Source organism: Pseudomonas sp. WMBT8 (genome assembly GCF_050916005.1).
Taxonomy (GTDB): domain Bacteria; phylum Pseudomonadota; class Gammaproteobacteria; order Pseudomonadales; family Pseudomonadaceae; genus Aquipseudomonas.
The window spans coordinates 1,455,707-1,471,557 of sequence record NZ_CP188096.1; the positions used below are offsets into that span (position 1 = coordinate 1,455,707).

The following is a 15,851-nucleotide window of genomic DNA, read 5'->3' on the forward strand; positions in this document are numbered from 1 at the left end:
GACACAATGTGTCATTGGCAAGCAATAATCATCGCCTCCTGCTTGGATTAATCGCTGCGCATGTCTATCCGTTTGAAATTATTGAGAAAAAAACTCGGTGTCACCTTGGAGGCATTGGCCGAAAAATCCGGGATGACCAAGAGCTACCTGTCCAAAGTCGAACGTGGCTTGAACACCCCGTCGATTGCCGCTGCGCTGAAACTGGCCAAGGCGCTGAACGTCAAGGTCGAGGAGCTGTTCAGCGAAGACAGCGTCAGCCTCGACAGCTACAGCCTGGTGCGCAGCCACGAGCGGCCCGACACTGCACCGGGTTACGCGGTGCTGGCCCACCAGGTCAGTGAGCGCAGCCTGCTGCCGTTTATCATCTACCCGCCGGCAGAATTCAGCGACAAGACCTTCAAGGAGCATTTGGGGGAGGAGTTTCTGTTTGTGCATGAAGGCCGGGTGGAAGTGGACTTCATGAACGAACGGGTGCTGCTCGAGCGCGGTGATGCGTTGCACTTCAATGCACAAAAGCCCCACCGGATCCGCTCGGTGGGCGAGGTGCAGGCGCAGTTGCTGGTGGTGGTGCACAGCGCCGAAGAATAGGCCTGGAACGCGGTCAATGTAGGAGCTGGCTTGTGTGGGAGCGGGCTTGCTCGCGAAAGCGGTGTGTCATTCAACACATCCAGCGTCTGACCCACCGCTATCGCGAGCAAGCCCGCTCCCACATGGGGTCTCCAGTTAGGCTGGGATCAGTGCTCGACCGGCACCGACAATGCCGGCTTGCCCAGCGCATGGCTGCGCGCCGCAAAGAACCTAAGCTCCACTTCCATCCCCTCAAACAGCCCGGCAAACCTGCGTTTCTGCTGTTGGATAAACCCGTCGCTGCGGCCAAATACCGAGATCGCCAGGGTCTTGATCTTCGACCGGCGAATCGCCTCCACCAGGTGCCCGTCCTGTTCGCTCAGGTGATGGCCGAAGATGCACAGCGCACCTGCCTGTCCCAGCAATTGCTCATAGCAGAACGCCAGGTAATCCGAACTGCGAATGCTCTTGAGTTTCTCGCTGCTGGGGCCTTCGTTGATGAACAGCGGTACATCGTCGAGGGTCTTGATCGTGTTGTTGATGGCAAAGCTGCTGAGCAACGTGCTGTCAGTGGACGGCAATTTGCGCGCCGAGCCATCCAGGTTGCGCACCAGGTGCAGGCCGCCGTGCAGGTACAGGATGCGCGTTGCGGCGGTAGCGGTATCGCGCAGGTCAAAACGTGATTCGGCGCCGCGAAACAGGTCGTCGATGCCCGGTGTGTGCAGAATCGACCAGTAGTTGAGCAGGTCGTAATTGCTGGTGAACACCGTCTTGTAGCTCGCCAGTTCCTGGTTGATCGTGGCCAGGGTCGACGGCTGCACCAGGCGCCAGGGGATATGCACGGCGTGGATGGTATTGATCAGCGCTTCCTTGATCGCGTAGTAGCGATTGCGCGGCGCGGCGGAGCTGACGGCCAGGGCTTTGTTGACGCGGCTGGTGGTTTTCAGGGCGCCCAGCACCTGCTCGAAGCTGCGGGTCTGCATCGCGTCAAACACGCTCAGTTCGGAAGCGCTCAGGGGCTTTTCTTCGACGGTGCGCGCGTTTTCAAACAGCGAGTCGTAGGCAAAATCTTCCCACACCGCGCGACTGGCACCGTTGCCGATCAGGATGGCGTCGAAGGCGATGCTGTTGCGCAGTGCGTTCCAGTCTTCAAGGGTGGCGTCGATATCCTGGAAATCCTTCATTGCGGCGGGTCTACTCAAAAACGGCTGGGTGGTGACTTTATCACGGGCGGGCGTTGATCTTGGTCAAGATGCCGCAGGCGGGTGGGGTTGATGCTGTAGGCATCAACGTATCCCCGAGGGTTCATCATGAGCAGCACGTTCTTCATTCCCGCCGTCAACATCATGGGCATCGACTGCCTCGACGAAGCCATGAGCGCGATCCGCAACTACGGCTTTCGCAAGGCGCTGATTGTCACCGACGCCGGCCTGGCCAAGGCGGGCGTGGCCAGCATGATTGCCGAGAAGCTGGCAATGCAGGACATCGATTCGGTGATTTACGACGGCGCCAAACCCAACCCCAACGTGGAGAACGTCGAGAACGGCCTGGCGTTGCTGCAGCAAAGTGCCTGCGATTTCGTGGTGTCGTTGGGTGGTGGTTCGCCCCATGACTGCGCCAAGGGCATTGCCCTGTGTGCCACCAATGGCGGGCATATCGGCGACTACGAAGGGGTCGACCAGTCGAGCAAGCCGCAGCTGCCTTTGGTCGCGATCAACACCACCGCCGGCACCGCCAGCGAAATGACGCGTTTTTGCATCATCACCGACGAAACCCGCCACGTGAAAATGGCCATCGTCGACCGCAACGTTACGCCGCTGCTGTCGGTCAACGACCCGGCGCTGATGGTCGCCATGCCCAAGGGCCTGACCGCTGCCACCGGCATGGACGCGCTGACCCACGCCATCGAAGCCTATGTGTCCACGGCGGCCAACCCGATCACCGACGCCTGCGCGATCAAGGCCATCGAGCTGATCAGCGCCAACCTGCGCCTGGCCGTGCGCGACGGCAGCGATATGGCCGCGCGGGAAAACATGGCCTACGCGCAATTTCTCGCCGGCATGGCCTTCAACAACGCCTCCCTGGGTTTTGTCCACGCCATGGCTCACCAGTTGGGCGGCCTCTACGACCTGCCCCACGGCGTGTGCAACGCGGTGCTGTTGCCCCACGTGCAAAGCTTCAACGCCAGCGTCAGCGCGGCACGCCTGAGTGACGTTGGCCGCGCCCTGGGCGTGACCGACAAACACGCCACCTTCGAAGAGGGCGCACAAGCGGCCATCGCGGCGATCCGCTGCCTGTCCCAGGACGTCGACATCCCCGCCGGCCTGCGCGAACTGGGCGCCAAGCTGCAAGACATCCCGCTGCTGGCCACCAACGCCCTCAAGGACGCGTGCGGCCTGACCAACCCACGGCGGGCGGATCAGCGCCAGATCGAGGAGATTTTCCGTAGCGCGTTTTGAGTGGGGCAGCGGCAAGTAGCAAGCTTCAAGCGACAAGCTGTTAACCTGAGCACCTCGTACAGCGCTTAACTTGAAGCTCGCCACTGAGGCCCCCTATGAGAGTTCTGCTATTTGGCGCCACCGGCATGGTCGGCCAGGGCGTGTTGCGTGAGTGTCTGCTGGCCGCTGATGTGCAGGAAGTGGTGGCCGTAGGGCGCACGGCGTTGACCCAGGAGCATGGCAAGCTGCACCAGGTGTTGCATGCCGATATGTTCGACTTCCAACCCCTGGAGCATCTGCTGCAAGGTTTTGATGCCTGCCTGTTTTGCCTGGGGACGTCGTCGGTGGGCATGGATGAAGCCACCTACACCCGCCAGACCTATGACCTGACCCTGGTCGCTGCCAGCACTCTGGCGCGGCTCAATCCGCAGATGACCTTTGTGTACGTGTCCGGTGCCGGCACCGACAGTTCCGAGCAGGGCAAGGTGATGTGGGCGCGGGTCAAGGGCAAGACCGAGAATGCCTTGCTGCGCCTGCCGTTCAAAGCGGTGTATGTGTTCCGGCCGGGGATCATCCAGCCGCTGCATGGCGTGCGCTCGAAAACCGCGCTGTACCAGACGATCTACAACCTGATCGGGCCGCTGCTGTCACTGGTGCGTCGCGTGCGGCCGGCCTGGGTGGTGAGTACCGAGACCGTGGGCCGGGCGATGCTCAGTGTGGTCCGCCATGGCGCACCGCAACCGGTGATCGAGCCTGCCGACATCCATCGCCTGGCCGCCGAGGGGCGGTGATGGCTGTGGCTCAGCCCGCAGCGGCCAGGGCCTTGGCGGGCGCGGTGCTGAACTGAATCAACGCCACCCCACCGATCAGCATCAGCACGCCGAGCAGGCGCGGCGCGGTCAGTTGTCGTTCCACCAAGCCAAACAAGCCAAAGTGATCGAGTAACAACGAGGCGAGGATTTGCCCGGTCATGGCCAGGGCGATAAATCCTGATGCCCCGAGTTTGGGCAGAAGGACCAGGGCCAGGGAGATAAAACACACACCGAATGCGCCTCCGGTCCACATCCACAGTGGCGCCTTGCTGATAAAACCGAGGCTTGGCAGCGGCAGGCGTAGCGCCAGGATCACTGGCAACAGCACCAGGATACTCACCAGCAGCGAGGCCAGGGTCGCCCACAACGGATGCCCGAGGCCGCGCCCGAGGTTGGCATTGATCGCGCTTTGAAACGGCACCACCGCCCCGGCAATCACCGCCAACAGCAACAAGCCCAGCCAATGCAACGTGGTCATGATCAATCTCCCAAAGGTTTTACTGGACTGTACGGTATTCGTCGCGCAGATTTAAATTCCAAGTTCTTATGCTGAACATGCATGCCATGAATGATTTGCGCCGCATCGACCTCAACCTGCTGGTGATCCTGGACGCCCTGCTCAGCGAGCAGCACGTCACCCGCGCCGCCGAGCGCCTGCATCTGAGCCAGCCGGCGGTAAGCCACGCGCTGGCGCGGTTGCGGGATCTGCTGGGCGACCCATTGCTGGTGCGCCAGGGTGGCGGCCTGGTCGCCACCGCCCGCGCGTTGGAGCTGGCGGCGCCGCTGGCCGATGCGCTGGCCCAGGTCCAGTCGTTGCTGGCGCCGAACCGCTTCGACCCGGCGTCGGCCAGGCGTACGTTTCGCCTGGCCATGTCCGATTACGGCGCGGCGCTGCTGTTGCCCGGGCTGGTACGGGCGCTGCGCGAGCAGGCGCCGGGGATTGACCTGGCCATCACCCACGCCAGTCGCGAAGGCATGCAGGAAGGGGTGCTCAGTGGTGAGATCGACCTCGCGGCCGGGGTATTTCCCGACCTGCCCGCCGAGCTGCGCAGCACGCCGTTGTTCGAGGAGCACTACGCCTGCCTGGTCGACCGCGACAGCTTGCCCGCAGGCGGTGTGCTCGACTTGCCCACTTACCTCGCGCGGCCCCATGTGCTGCTGGAAATGCGCGGTAGCGGCACTCCGGAAATCGAACGGGCACTGACCGCGATCCGTGAACGACGCCACGTGGCAATCAGCCTGCCCCACTGGGGCATCGCACCGCAGTTGATCCAGGGCACTGACCTGATCCTCACCGTGTCTTCCCAGGGGCTGCTGAACATCGACTCCCGGCACTTGCTGGTGGTGCCGCCGCCGTTCCATATCCCGTCCTTCGGTTTTGTCTTGGCCTGGCATAAACGCCGTGGCGGGGATGGCGCCTTGCAGTGGTTGATCGCCCAAGTGCAAGACGTGTTGGCCAAACGCGCGGCCTAGCATTGCAGTGCCGGATGGATTGTGCACAATCGACGCGCCCCTCTTATTTATCTGAGCGTGTTACCCATGACTTCATCATTGCTGTTTGCCGTCATCGCCTCGGGCTTTATTTATGGCATCACGCCGGGGCCCGGGGTGCTGGCGGTATTTGGCATTGGGGCGGCACGCGGGCGTCGGGCCGGCGCGGGATTTTTGTGCGGGCACCTGTTGGGTGATGTGGTGTGGTGTAGCACCGCGTTGGTGGCGATTGTCGGTGCCCGGGAAATCGGCAGCAGTGCGTTTGATGTGTTGGGTGTGCTCAGCGCCCTGTATCTGTTTTGGCTGGGCATTCGGGCGATTCGTACCCGCAGCCGCAGCGGCGAGGCTGCCCAGGGCGCGGCGCGCCATCCGTTCTGGCACGGCATTTTGTTTGGCCTGACCAACCCCAAGGCGTACCCGGTAGCCGTGGCCACGTTCACCGCGTTGCTGTCGAGCCGGGCCGAGTTGCTGACCTGGGGCATGTTGCCGTGGTTGATTGTCCTGAGCTTTTTCGGTGGCCTGCTGGCTTACGGGATCCTGATCGGCGTCGTGGGCGCGCGGCAGGTGCGCACGGTGTATCAGCGCCATGAAGTGCTGATCACCAAGCTGTGCGGCGTGATGTTCATCGGATTTGCGATCAATGCCCTGGCCCACGCATTGCCGGGCCTGCTGGGCAGTAAAACCTCCTGATCAGCGACGACCGTTCGTCGCGCCAGCAAGTTTTTTCTAAACCTTTGCCGCCCTGAAAATTCAGATTCAGGGCGGGGCTCGTTCCCCGGCATGTCTTTATTACCTGGAGGAACCCATCATGAGCCGCATGGCTATCCGGTTACGCACCGCCACTTTCGCGATGCTGCTGGGCCTCGGCGCCAGCAATGCTTTCGCCCAAGGCCCCGCCGAATTCATCGAACAGGCCTCGGCCAAGGGCATGGCCGATATCGAAACCAGCCGCATGGCCCACGCCAAGACCTCGTCCCAGGAGATCAAGGACTACACCATCGAGGTCATCAACGAACGCACCCTGGCCAATCAACATTTGGCGGCCATTGCGAAAAAACTCGACCTGCCAGTGGCACCTCGCGACCAGATCGTCGACAAGGCCGAAACCCTGATGCCTGAACTGACCGATGGCGATTCCTTCGACGCCGCCTACACAGCCCAGCAGGTCAAGGCCAACGAAGATGCAATCGCGCTGTTCAAGCAGGAAGGCGCGGCGTCGGACATCCCCGAAATAAAGGCATTGGTTGACGAAACCCTGCCCAAGCTGGAAACCCGCCTGGAAAAAGCCCGGGCGCTGGCTTCATCCTATGGCAAGAGCCGTAACGGCGACGGTTGATCGCGGGCCTGGTCATGCAAGCGGCGGTTGGAGCTGATCCAACCGCCGTTTTTTTATGCCTGGTTCAGGTCGGTCTTGACTGAGTCGCCTGGGTCCGCCGCTGTGCTGTCGCCGCCGAGACTGACGGTTTGGCGCTCGCCCAGGGAACGGTATTCGCTGCGCAGTTTTTCCAGGGCTTTGAAGTCCAGGCCATCGAGGCTCAGTACCGCGTTCTGTGCATCCTTGGTCACCCGCAGCAACTCATCAATCTTGATATGCAACATGTCGCTGTCACGGTTCTGGGTGTTCTGGATCAGGAACACCATCAGGAAGGTGATGATGGTGGTGGACGTGTTGACCACCAATTGCCATGTGTCGTTGTAGTGAAACCAAGGGCCGCTGACGCCCCACAGCACAATCAACACCACTGCCGCAAAGAAGGTACGGGCGCTGCCTGCCCAGCGGGCAAGGGATTGGGAAAGGGTCGAGAACTTCATGGTGATGCTCCAGTTAGGTGCTGATGAAGTACTGACCGTGGCGGCACGCTGAAATTTCTTTTTACAATTGCTGACCTGCATGAATTTGACGGGGCTGTGCAACCGTTGGGCAGGTTCGAGGCGCAGGCATCGAACCCTGCTGGTGTAGGCCGGTCACTATTTCATCACCCCGCCAAAATGGAAGCGTGATCATGAGCCTCTCTCGTACTCTCTGCCTGGCCTGCTGCCTGGTGTTGTTGCAAGGCTGTTTCGACAGTTCTAACAATGAAACCCAAGACAACACCGGCGGCAGCAAATCCTCGGTGCAATTGAAGGATTCCAAGGCTGATCAGCCCTAGCGCTTGGTGGCTGTCAGAACAACCACCTTGTAGCCTCGCCATCCTCGAGGGTCAGCAAATACTGCTTGGCTTCAAGCCCGCCGGCAAACCCGGTCAGCCCGCCCGAAGCACCGATCACCCGATGGCAGGGCGCGACGATCGAAATCGGATTGCGCCCGTTCGCCGCACCGACCGCGCGCACGGCCTTGGGGTTGCCGATCTGCGTAGCGATCTGGCTGTAGCTGCGGGTCTCACCGAAAGGAATGGTCAACAGTGCGCTCCAGACTTTTTTCTGGAACTCGGTGCCGTCAAAGTCCAGTTCCAGCTCGAAGCGGTCGCGGGTGCCGGCAAAATACTCGTTCAACTGTCGCTCGGCCTCCAGCAGCACCGGGCTGTGGTTGACCTCTACCAGTTCGCCCAGGCGCACACGGTTGGCGCGCTCGGTTTCCCACAGGATGGCGGCGAGCTTGCCGTTGCGGGCAACCAGGGTCAGTTGGCCGACGGGGGAGGGCATCAGTTTGTATTCACACGGCATGAGTGGGCTCCTTGTTGCGCGGATCATTTAGCGGACAGGCCTGCACTTTAGCGCTCATCGCGGGTGGGTGAACTACGTTTCTTGCGGTCAAATTCGGCGGTGTCACCGCTGTTGTTACAGTAACTTCAACGCTGGCGACGCGAGGAACCCCGAGCGGCTTTTTTCTTCCGGGGGATGCAGTACGTACCCGTCAATTCGGTTGAGCAAATAGCCAGGCAGCGTGATGTTGAGCTTCTGCGCCGGCAGGTGCTGCAAGCAAGCAGTGTATGAGCGCGGGACAAGGCTGCAGGAGGGGGGGGGATTGCGGGTTTTACTGGCAAATTCCAGGCATAAAAAAACCGGCCACATGGGCCGGTTTTTTCTTCATCCCCAACCCCGGCGAAGCAGGTGGAGGAGGGCAATTGAGTGGAGCGGGTAGAGGGAATCGAACCCTCAACTAAAGCTTGGGAAGCTTTCGTTTTGCCACTAAACTATACCCGCTCAGAGCGGCTGACTTTGTACCAGAACTGCGCGGCGATTTGAAGTTTTTCTTTGAAAAATGTGCAAGTTGCGAGCGTCAGCCGAAATGTTCAGACAACCCTGGGCAGTCGTGCCCACCCAGGTCGCATTCAAATCGCAAGTGCATGCAGGGCCTGGCCCTGGTGATACCGCAGTCGATTCACCGACTGTTCCGGTTTCAAAAAGCCCATCAATGCCTGCCGGCTGTCGTTGCACGCGGCCTTGTGCTCCATGTCCAGGAAGTGCCCGGTGGCCTGGATGGTGCCGAAGCTGCTTTTGGCCACATGTTGCCCGAACAGTTTGGCGTCTTCGGCGCTGGTGTATTCATCCCACTCGCCGTTCAAGAACAGCACTGGAATGTCGATCTGCCGTGCAGCCTTGAGGTAGCACTGGCGGTCGCTATTGAGCACCTGGCTGATGTGATAGTGCATCTGCCCGTACTCGTGCTCGGCCAGGGTGCTGACGTGCCGATAGTTGAAGCGCTTGAACAGCGGCGGCAGGTGTTTGCCGATGGTGCTGTTGACCAGGTTGCCGACGCTGTGGCGGTCGAGGTTGCCGAGGTAGTCGACGCCACGTTCCAGGTAGTCGCGCATCGGCGCGTTGATCAGCGGCGAGAACGAGCTGATCACGGCTTTTTCCACGCGGCGAGGGCGCTGGGACAAGGCGACGAGGGTGGCGACGCCGCCCCAGGAAAACGACAGCACATGCTCGGCGGCGAAGTGGTCGATGAGTTCCAGGAGGATCTGGCCTTCAATGTCCTTCGTCAGCATTTGCTCATGGCGGTTGTGGGCTTTGGAGCGACCGGCGTAGGGCTGATCGTACAAAACCACATTAAATTGCGGGTACAGGCTTTTCACGGTCTGGGCGAAAGACGCAGTGGTGGCCATGGAGCCGTTGACCAGGATGATGGTCTTTTGAGCAGCGTCCGCGCGATAGAACTCCGTGTAAACCCGATACTGACCCTGTATATCCAGCACAGCGATTTCTGGCCTCATGTCGTAAGACTCCTGGCAAGCGGGTGGTGCGCGCAGATCACTCTGCACGAGCTTTGTGACAGGTAGGCATACGCCTTGAAAGGAGGCCCATGTCGGTCCGATGAAACTGGCCGACGGGTGTTGTTATGGCGGGCAACTTGCCATGGCCCGCACGTCAAGCGGTGTGGGCAGGCACAGTGTTTCTTGGAAGGTTGGGTGACTCGCCAGTCAGAATGCGGCTGGCGTTTTGATTCAAGCAGGAGGCGGGCCAGGTCGCAAGCTTCACCCCGCAGTTTGGGCTATCACCGGCTGAACGGTCATATCTGGCAGATTTCCGCGTCGCTCAGCGGCCGATACTGGCCGGGAGCGAGCCGTTCATCCAGCACCAGCGGCCCCATGCATTCGCGATGCAGGCGTATCACCTTGTTGTCGAAGTGCCCGAACATGCGCTTTACCTGGTGATAACGCCCTTCAATGATGCTCAGGCGCGCGCTTTTGGGGCCCAGCACTTGCAGGTCGGCCGGTTGGGTGGTCAGGTCCTCGAAGGCGAAGTACAGGCCGGCGCGGAATGTTGCGGCATACTCCGGGCCAATCTCCTGTTCGGTCTCGACGTAGTAGACCTTGGGCAGCTTGGTGCGGGGCTGTGTCAGGCGGCGGGACCACTGGCCATCATTGGTGATCAGCATCAGCCCGGTGGTGTTGAAGTCCAGGCGGCCAGCGATATGCAGGTCGCTCTTGTCCGGCTCATCCAGCAGATCAAGGACAGTGGGATGCTGTGGATCGACAGTGGCACTCACACACCCTGGCGGCTTGTGCAGCATGAAATAACGTGCGGGTTTGCCCGCTTGCAGGATCTGGCCATCACACTCCACGCGGCTGAACTCGCGAACGTCCTGGCGCGGGTCGGCAACCGGCTGCCCATCGACGCTGATCCGGCGCTCTGCCAGTAGCAGGCGCACTTGCTGGCGATTGAAGCGGGGCAGGTTACTGAGGAAGCGGTCGATACGCATTACCGGGGCTCGACCCCGCGCAATTGGGCGTCGACCTGGGCACAGCGCGGGCACAGGCAGGCCGTGTTGCGCAGTTCCGGCGCCAGGGCTTCGAGCAGCTTGGGGTCGATGGTGACGCTGTAGCACCAGCAGGCACGGTCAGCGGTGCGCGGGTCGGCCAAGGTGCAGTCGTTGCGGGCGCCGCAGGCGGGGCAAAGTGTGGGAGTGGTCATCGGTCGGTTCAGGCGTAATTCAGTCAAGATCCCGGTGAAACCCGGTGTCCCTGGCACGATACAGGCCTGGGCGGTTTATTGCGCCACAGATGTATCAATCTATGTCCAAGTCGCACCAGATTCGGTTTTTGATGTCTGATCTTCTGTCATTCAGCAAAAGCTGTGTGGCGCCCCCCAGCGTCGCTGGTGTGTGCTCTTCCGCGGTCCAGGAGGCCGCCATGTATCGTCGATTGCTCCTCAGCGCTGTGCTCGGCTTGACCCTTTCTGCCTGCGTGCCTTATTACGATGGAGGCTCCAGCTACTATCGATCCGAAGTCTATACCGCGCCCGCGCCGGTCTATTACTACGGCGGTGGCCCGTCCTACCAGTACCGGCGGGGCTATTACGCACCGCCACCACGCTATTACCCGGCGCCGCGCTATTACCAGCCGGCCCCCCGTTACTATCAAGCCGGGCCAAGGCCGGGTTACCGGCCATACCCCAGCCAGAGTTGGGGTGACCACCGGGGCAATGGTGGCCAGGGGCATAGAGGTGGCCGGGGTGGTGATCATGGAGGAGGCCGTGGCGGGCACAGGTAATCCGCTTATCTTTGGAACGGCGCGTCATGCGCCGTTTTTTGTGGCTGGCCGCCACATGTCATCGATCCGACAGATCTGCCAGCGGATGCCGTCCTTCCCAGGCCTTGTGAAAGTGCGCCTCGACCACGGCCTCGGGAATGCGCTTGATATCCGGCCAATGCCAGTGGGGCTGCTGATCCTTGTCGATCAGGCGGGCCCGTACTCCCTCGCTGAATTCCGGATGCCGACAGCAATTGAGGCTCAAGGTGTATTCCATCTGGAAAACTTCTGACAGGGACAGGTGCCGCGCCCGTCGGATCTGTTCCCACACCAGGTGCGCGGTCAGCGGGCAGCCCTCGCTCAAGGTCTTGCCGGCCCGGCTGAAGAGCGGGTCGGCATGCTCGCGCAGTTGGCTCAAGGCGCGCCAGGCGCACTGCACGTCGCCTACATCCAGCCATTCATCGATCTGTGGGCGTCGCGGCAGCCACTGTGGTTCTGGCTGCTGGCTGGCAGCTTCCTGGGCCAGGGCCTTGAACAAGCTGTTGAGCTGCATCGCGGTCTGCTCCTGCCAGTTCAATTGCAACAGGCCTTCGAGCATTTCGCCCTGTTGTTCATCCAGCAGGAAACGGTCGGCCAGGCCCAGGTCGAGGGCGTCGCGCCCATTCATATGGGCGCCGGTGAGGCCCAGGAACAGCCCCAGTTTGCCGGGCAGGCGCGAGAGGAACCAACTGGCGCCCACATCCGGGTACAGGCCGATGCTGATTTCCGGCATGGCCAGGCGGCTGCTCGGGGTGACGATGCGGATAGCGGCGCTTTGCAGCAACCCCATGCCCCCGCCCAGCACATAGCCATGGCCCCAGCAAATCAGCGGCTTGGGGTAGGTGTGCAGGTGGTAGTCCAGGCGGTACTCGGCCGCAAAAAACTGCGCGGCCAGCGCCGGCACTTCACCCGGGTGCTCTCGGCAGGCCTGGGCCAGGCTGCGCACTTCACCGCCGGCGCAAAACGCCTTGGCACCGTTGCCGCGCAGCAGCACGCAGACGATCTGCGGATTGCGCGCCCAACTGTCCAGGCGTTCGCCGAGGGCCTGGATCATCGGGAGCGAGAGGGCATTGAGGGACTTTTCCGCGTCCAGGCTGGCGATGCCGATACGGGCACCGTCTGTGCCAGTGAGCTCTTCGAAGTGCAGATTCATCATGACCTCAATCGGTAAATTGAACGTTGAGTATGATCCCTTCGGGGGAAAGTGCCGGTTCTGCGTCAGATCAATTGACAAGTGGAGTGGGCTTTCCTAGGGTTCGCCCATTCTTTTTACATGATGTGTTTGTGATGACTGCCGACGACCGTATCAAACTCGAACCGAGCTGGAAACACGCCCTGCGCGAAGAGTTCGAGCAACCGTACATGACCGAGCTGCGTGAGTTCCTGCGCCAGGAACATGCGGCGGGCAAGGAAATCTACCCGCCGGGCCCGCTGATCTTCAATGCGCTCAACTCCACGCCGCTGGACAAGGTCAAGGTGGTGATCCTCGGCCAGGACCCGTACCACGGCCCCGGCCAGGCCCATGGCCTGTGCTTCTCGGTACAACCGGGCGTGCCGACACCGCCGTCCCTGGTCAATATCTATAAAGAGCTCAAGCGCGACCTCAATATCGACATCCCCAGCCACGGCTGCCTGCAAAGCTGGGCCGACCAAGGTGTATTGATGCTCAACACCACCATGACCGTGGAGCGCGCGAATGCCAACGCCCATGCGGGCAAGGGCTGGCAGTTCTTCACCGACCGGGTGATCGAGTTGGTCAGCGAGCATCAGCCGCACCTGGTGTTCCTGCTGTGGGGCGCCCATGCCCAGGGCAAGCAAAAGCTGATCGACGCGACCAAACACCTGGTGCTGACCTCGGTGCATCCGTCACCGTTATCGGCTTATCGCGGGTTTTTGGGGTGTGGGCATTTCAGCCGGACGAACAAGTTTCTTGAGCAGAACGGCGAGACGCCGATCGAGTGGCGAGTGCCGCCGCTCTGATGTTCAACACCTGAGGAAGTGGGAGCGAGCAAGCCCGCTCCCACATTAGGCTGGTACCCGGTTCTAGAGGGTGCCCGGCTGGCGGTTCCAATGGCGGAATAACGGCTCCGCGAGGAACAACACAAACAACAGCCGCATCACCTGCATCGCCGTCACCAACGGCACCGACAGTTGCAAGGTTTCCGCCGTCAGACTCATCTCTGCAATTCCTCCTGGCATCATCCCCAGGGTCAGCGAACGCAAATCCAACTGCGTCAACGCACTCAGGCCTACCGCCGCCAGGGTGGCGATCAACATGGTCAGCAGCGTGCCGATCACCGTACGTCCCATGAACGACGGTGCCCGGCGGAAGAACTGCCGGTTGAAGTGGCAGCCCAGGCCGCTGCCGATCAACCATTGGCCGATCTGGCTGCCACCATCGGGCAGGCCGATGTGCAAATCCCAGGTGATGCTGGCGATGGCACTGACCAGCAACGGCCCGAACAACCAGGGGTTGGGTTGGCGCAGGCGCTGCCAGCCCCAGGCCACCAGGGCGCCGATCGGAAACAGCAAGGCCAGCCAGGCCCAATCCACGGGCGCCGGGTGAAACTGTGGCGCACCGCCGCCCAGCAAATACTTGAAGATCGCCGGCACGCACAGCACCACCAGCAACACCCGCAGACTCTGGCCAGCCGCCACGCGACTGAGCACCGCGCCATTGCGTGCGCCGAGGTTGACCATCTCCCCGGACCCGCCCGGCATGCTTGAGAAAAACGCCGTGGCGCGATCCTCACCGCTGCGGCGCATCAACCACACGCCGACAATGCTCGACAGGCTGGTGACCAGCGCGCCGAAGAAGATCAGGCCAAAGTGGCTCATCACCTGCTCGATCACCACCGGGGTGAAGTGCAGGCCGATGCCGATACCCACCACCCATTGGCCGCATTTGCGCCCGCCGGGAATTTCGGCCAACTGCCAGGGTGTGAGGCAACGCACCAGGATGATCGCCAGCAGCGAGCCGACCATATACGGCAAAGGCCAGCCGATCAGGCTGGCCAGGTAACCGCCGGCCAGGCCGACCAGCGGTGTTCCCCACCATTGTTTAAAGGTGACTTCAGACATCGGCCACGGCGCGACGCTGCAGGGCCCGTTTGCGGTAGATGCGGATCAGCGGGAAGGCCAGCATCAATGCCGTCAGCACCCAGACACCAAAGGTGATCGGGCTCGACCAGAGGATCTGCAGGTCACCGTTGGAGATCGACAGCGCCCGGCGCAGGTTCTGCTCCATCAGGCCGCCGAGGATAAAGCCCAGCAACACCGGCGACAGCGGGAAGTCCAGCTTGCGCAGGATGTAGCCGAAGATACCGATGCCCACCATCAGGAACAGGTCGAAGGTGGTGGCGTGCACCGCGTACACACCAATCGCGGTAATGATGGCGATCACCGGCACCAGCGCCCAGTTCGGCACGGCAAGGATGCGGGTGAAGATGCGGATCATCGGGATGTTGAGGATCACCAGCATGATGTTGGCGATAAACAACGAGGCGATCAGGCCCCAGACGATATCCGGTTGCTGTTGGAACAACAGTGGGCCCGGCGTGATGTTGTACAGCGACAGCGCGCCGATCATCACGGCGGTGGTGCCCGAACCAGGTACGCCGAGGGTCAGCATGGGGACCAGGGCGCCGCAGGCGGAAGCGCCGATGGCGGTTTCCGGCGCAGCCAGGCCGCGCATGTCGCCCTGGCCGAATTTGCCGCTGGCACCGGCCAGGCGTTTCTCGGTCATGTAGGCCACAGCTGACGCCAAGGTGGCGCCCGCACCGGGCAGTACGCCCATGATGAAACCCAGCAGGCCGCAACGGATATTGACGACGAATACCGAAGACGCTTCCTTCAGGTTAAACATCATCCGCCCGGTGGCCTTGACCGCTTCCTGGCCGCGGTGGGTTTTTTCCAGCAGCAACAGGATCTCGCTGATGGAGAACAGGCCCAGGACCAGCACTACAAACTGGATGCCGTCGGTCAGGTGAATGTTGTCCCCGGTAAAACGGTACACGCCGCTGTTGGCGTCGATACCGACTGCCGAGAGAAACAAGCCGATCAGCGCGGCCACAAACGTCTTCAGCGGTTTGTCACCGGCCATGCCGCCCAGGCAGACAATGGCAAATACCATCAGGACGAAATATTCCGCCGGGCCGAAGGCAATCGCCCATTTGGCCAGCAGCGGGGCAAACAGCACCATGCCGCAGGTGGCGATAAACGCGCCGATAAACGAACTCCATGCCGACAACGACAGCGCCACGCCGGCCAGGCCTTTGCGGGCCATTGGGTAGCCGTCGAGGGTGGTCATTACGGTGGAGGCTTCGCCGGGGATGTTCAGCAGGATCGAGCTGATACGCCCGCCATATTCACAGCCCAGGTACACGGCTGCCAGCAGGATCAACGCCGATTCCGGCGGCAGGCCCAGGGCGAAGGCGATGGGGATCAACAATGCCACGCCGTTGATCGGGCCCAGGCCCGGCAACAGGCCGACCACGGTGCCGATCAGGGTGCCGCACAGTGCGGTCACCAGGTTGTAGGGGCTCAGCGCGACGCCGAAACCCTGGCCCAAATAGCCAAAAGTATCCATA

At 61.6% G+C, this 15,851-nt stretch carries 19 protein-coding genes, 1 tRNA gene and 1 pseudogene; 9 read left to right on the top strand and 12 right to left on the bottom strand.

Annotation, left to right across the window (positions count from 1 at the left end):
• Positions 1–60 precede the first annotated feature (60 nt).
• Entirely contained in the window at positions 61–588 is a 528-nt protein-coding gene (locus ACO77H_RS06390; RefSeq protein ID WP_169956775.1) for a helix-turn-helix domain-containing protein, read from the top strand.
• A gap of 146 nt (positions 589–734) precedes the next feature.
• Here ACO77H_RS06390 and ACO77H_RS06395 read toward each other — a convergent pair whose 3' ends face one another.
• Positions 735–1,751, bottom strand: coding sequence for a DUF4917 family protein (locus ACO77H_RS06395; RefSeq protein ID WP_170042880.1), 1,017 nt, complete (start codon positions 1,749–1,751; stop codon positions 735–737).
• Between the two features lie 126 nt (positions 1,752–1,877).
• Between ACO77H_RS06395 and yiaY the strand changes: the two genes are divergently transcribed.
• Together yiaY and ACO77H_RS06405 are read left to right on the top strand one after the other, a co-directional pair.
• Positions 1,878–3,026 (top strand): L-threonine dehydrogenase, encoded by a 1,149-nt coding sequence (gene yiaY / locus ACO77H_RS06400; protein WP_170058369.1) that lies wholly within the window; start codon positions 1,878–1,880, stop codon positions 3,024–3,026.
• A gap of 95 nt (positions 3,027–3,121) precedes the next feature.
• Entirely contained in the window at positions 3,122–3,796 is a 675-nt protein-coding gene (locus tag ACO77H_RS06405; RefSeq protein WP_169956770.1) for an NAD(P)H-binding protein, read from the top strand.
• Positions 3,797–3,806: 10 nt separating this feature from the next.
• On the opposite strand, the gene ACO77H_RS06410 is transcribed toward ACO77H_RS06405, so the two are convergent.
• Positions 3,807–4,295 (bottom strand): DMT family transporter, encoded by a 489-nt coding sequence (locus ACO77H_RS06410; protein WP_169956768.1) that lies wholly within the window; start codon positions 4,293–4,295, stop codon positions 3,807–3,809.
• 77 nt (positions 4,296–4,372) lie between these two features.
• Between ACO77H_RS06410 and ACO77H_RS06415 the strand changes: the two genes are divergently transcribed.
• The 3 genes from ACO77H_RS06415 (at position 4,373) to ACO77H_RS06425 (ending at position 6,644) form a co-directional block, all read left to right on the top strand.
• Positions 4,373–5,290: a LysR family transcriptional regulator gene (locus ACO77H_RS06415; RefSeq protein WP_407073442.1), complete on the top strand. Its 918-nt coding sequence runs from the start codon at positions 4,373–4,375 to the stop codon at positions 5,288–5,290.
• 66 nt (positions 5,291–5,356) lie between these two features.
• The gene (locus ACO77H_RS06420) at positions 5,357–5,998 is read left to right on the top strand and encodes a LysE family translocator (protein WP_170058372.1); all 642 of its coding nucleotides are present in this window, start codon (positions 5,357–5,359) and stop codon (positions 5,996–5,998) included.
• Between the two features lie 118 nt (positions 5,999–6,116).
• On the top strand, positions 6,117–6,644 hold the full coding sequence (locus tag ACO77H_RS06425) for a DUF4142 domain-containing protein (protein WP_169956762.1): 528 nt from the start codon (positions 6,117–6,119) through the stop codon (positions 6,642–6,644).
• Between the two features lie 53 nt (positions 6,645–6,697).
• Here the strand turns inward: ACO77H_RS06425 and ACO77H_RS06430 are convergent, their stop codons facing one another.
• Positions 6,698–7,120 carry a low affinity iron permease family protein gene (locus tag ACO77H_RS06430; protein WP_432755170.1) on the bottom strand — a complete coding sequence of 141 codons (423 nt, stop codon included), beginning with the start codon at positions 7,118–7,120 and terminating at the stop codon, positions 6,698–6,700.
• Positions 7,121–7,311: 191 nt separating this feature from the next.
• Between ACO77H_RS06430 and ACO77H_RS06435 the strand changes: the two genes are divergently transcribed.
• Complete coding sequence (locus ACO77H_RS06435; RefSeq protein ID WP_170042875.1) at positions 7,312–7,458, top strand: hypothetical protein; 147 nt, start codon at positions 7,312–7,314, stop codon at positions 7,456–7,458.
• A 13-nt stretch (positions 7,459–7,471) separates the two neighbouring features.
• Here ACO77H_RS06435 and ACO77H_RS06440 read toward each other — a convergent pair whose 3' ends face one another.
• From ACO77H_RS06440 to ACO77H_RS06465, 6 genes and pseudogenes are all read right to left on the bottom strand, one after another.
• Positions 7,472–7,972 (bottom strand): methylated-DNA--[protein]-cysteine S-methyltransferase, encoded by a 501-nt coding sequence (locus ACO77H_RS06440; RefSeq protein ID WP_432755171.1) that lies wholly within the window; start codon positions 7,970–7,972, stop codon positions 7,472–7,474.
• Between the two features lie 114 nt (positions 7,973–8,086).
• A pseudogene (locus tag ACO77H_RS06445) lies at positions 8,087–8,212 on the bottom strand (type II toxin-antitoxin system HicB family antitoxin); the annotation flags it as partial.
• A 166-nt stretch (positions 8,213–8,378) separates the two neighbouring features.
• Positions 8,379–8,452: transfer RNA gene (locus tag ACO77H_RS06450), tRNA-Gly, on the bottom strand.
• 128 nt (positions 8,453–8,580) lie between these two features.
• The gene (locus ACO77H_RS06455; RefSeq protein WP_169956754.1) at positions 8,581–9,465 is read right to left on the bottom strand and encodes an alpha/beta fold hydrolase; all 885 of its coding nucleotides are present in this window, start codon (positions 9,463–9,465) and stop codon (positions 8,581–8,583) included.
• A 296-nt stretch (positions 9,466–9,761) separates the two neighbouring features.
• A complete protein-coding gene (locus ACO77H_RS06460; protein ID WP_432755172.1) occupies positions 9,762–10,454 on the bottom strand; it encodes a pseudouridine synthase in 693 nt (230 codons plus the stop codon).
• Positions 10,454–10,666: a cysteine-rich CWC family protein gene (locus tag ACO77H_RS06465; RefSeq protein WP_169956749.1), complete on the bottom strand. Its 213-nt coding sequence runs from the start codon at positions 10,664–10,666 to the stop codon at positions 10,454–10,456. Before ACO77H_RS06465 ends, ACO77H_RS06460 begins: the two co-directional genes overlap by 1 nt.
• A 218-nt stretch (positions 10,667–10,884) precedes the next feature.
• Here ACO77H_RS06465 and ACO77H_RS06470 point away from each other — a divergent pair, with 218 nt between their 5' ends.
• The gene (locus ACO77H_RS06470) at positions 10,885–11,244 is read left to right on the top strand and encodes a hypothetical protein (RefSeq protein WP_170058375.1); all 360 of its coding nucleotides are present in this window, start codon (positions 10,885–10,887) and stop codon (positions 11,242–11,244) included.
• A 58-nt stretch (positions 11,245–11,302) separates the two neighbouring features.
• On the opposite strand, the gene ACO77H_RS06475 is transcribed toward ACO77H_RS06470, so the two are convergent.
• A complete protein-coding gene (locus tag ACO77H_RS06475; protein WP_169956745.1) occupies positions 11,303–12,415 on the bottom strand; it encodes an enoyl-CoA hydratase/isomerase family protein in 1,113 nt (370 codons plus the stop codon).
• 131 nt (positions 12,416–12,546) lie between these two features.
• Here ACO77H_RS06475 and ung point away from each other — a divergent pair, with 131 nt between their 5' ends.
• A complete protein-coding gene (ung, locus tag ACO77H_RS06480) occupies positions 12,547–13,242 on the top strand; it encodes a uracil-DNA glycosylase (RefSeq protein WP_170042872.1) in 696 nt (231 codons plus the stop codon).
• 63 nt (positions 13,243–13,305) lie between these two features.
• Here the strand turns inward: ung and ACO77H_RS06485 are convergent, their stop codons facing one another.
• Together ACO77H_RS06485 and ACO77H_RS06490 are read right to left on the bottom strand one after the other, a co-directional pair.
• A complete protein-coding gene (locus tag ACO77H_RS06485) occupies positions 13,306–14,343 on the bottom strand; it encodes an AbrB family transcriptional regulator (RefSeq protein ID WP_169956741.1) in 1,038 nt (345 codons plus the stop codon).
• Positions 14,336–15,850 (bottom strand): tripartite tricarboxylate transporter permease, encoded by a 1,515-nt coding sequence (locus tag ACO77H_RS06490; RefSeq protein ID WP_169956739.1) that lies wholly within the window; start codon positions 15,848–15,850, stop codon positions 14,336–14,338. The genes ACO77H_RS06485 and ACO77H_RS06490 overlap by 8 nt, the downstream gene beginning before the upstream one ends.
• Between the last annotated feature and the right edge of the window lies 1 nt (position 15,851).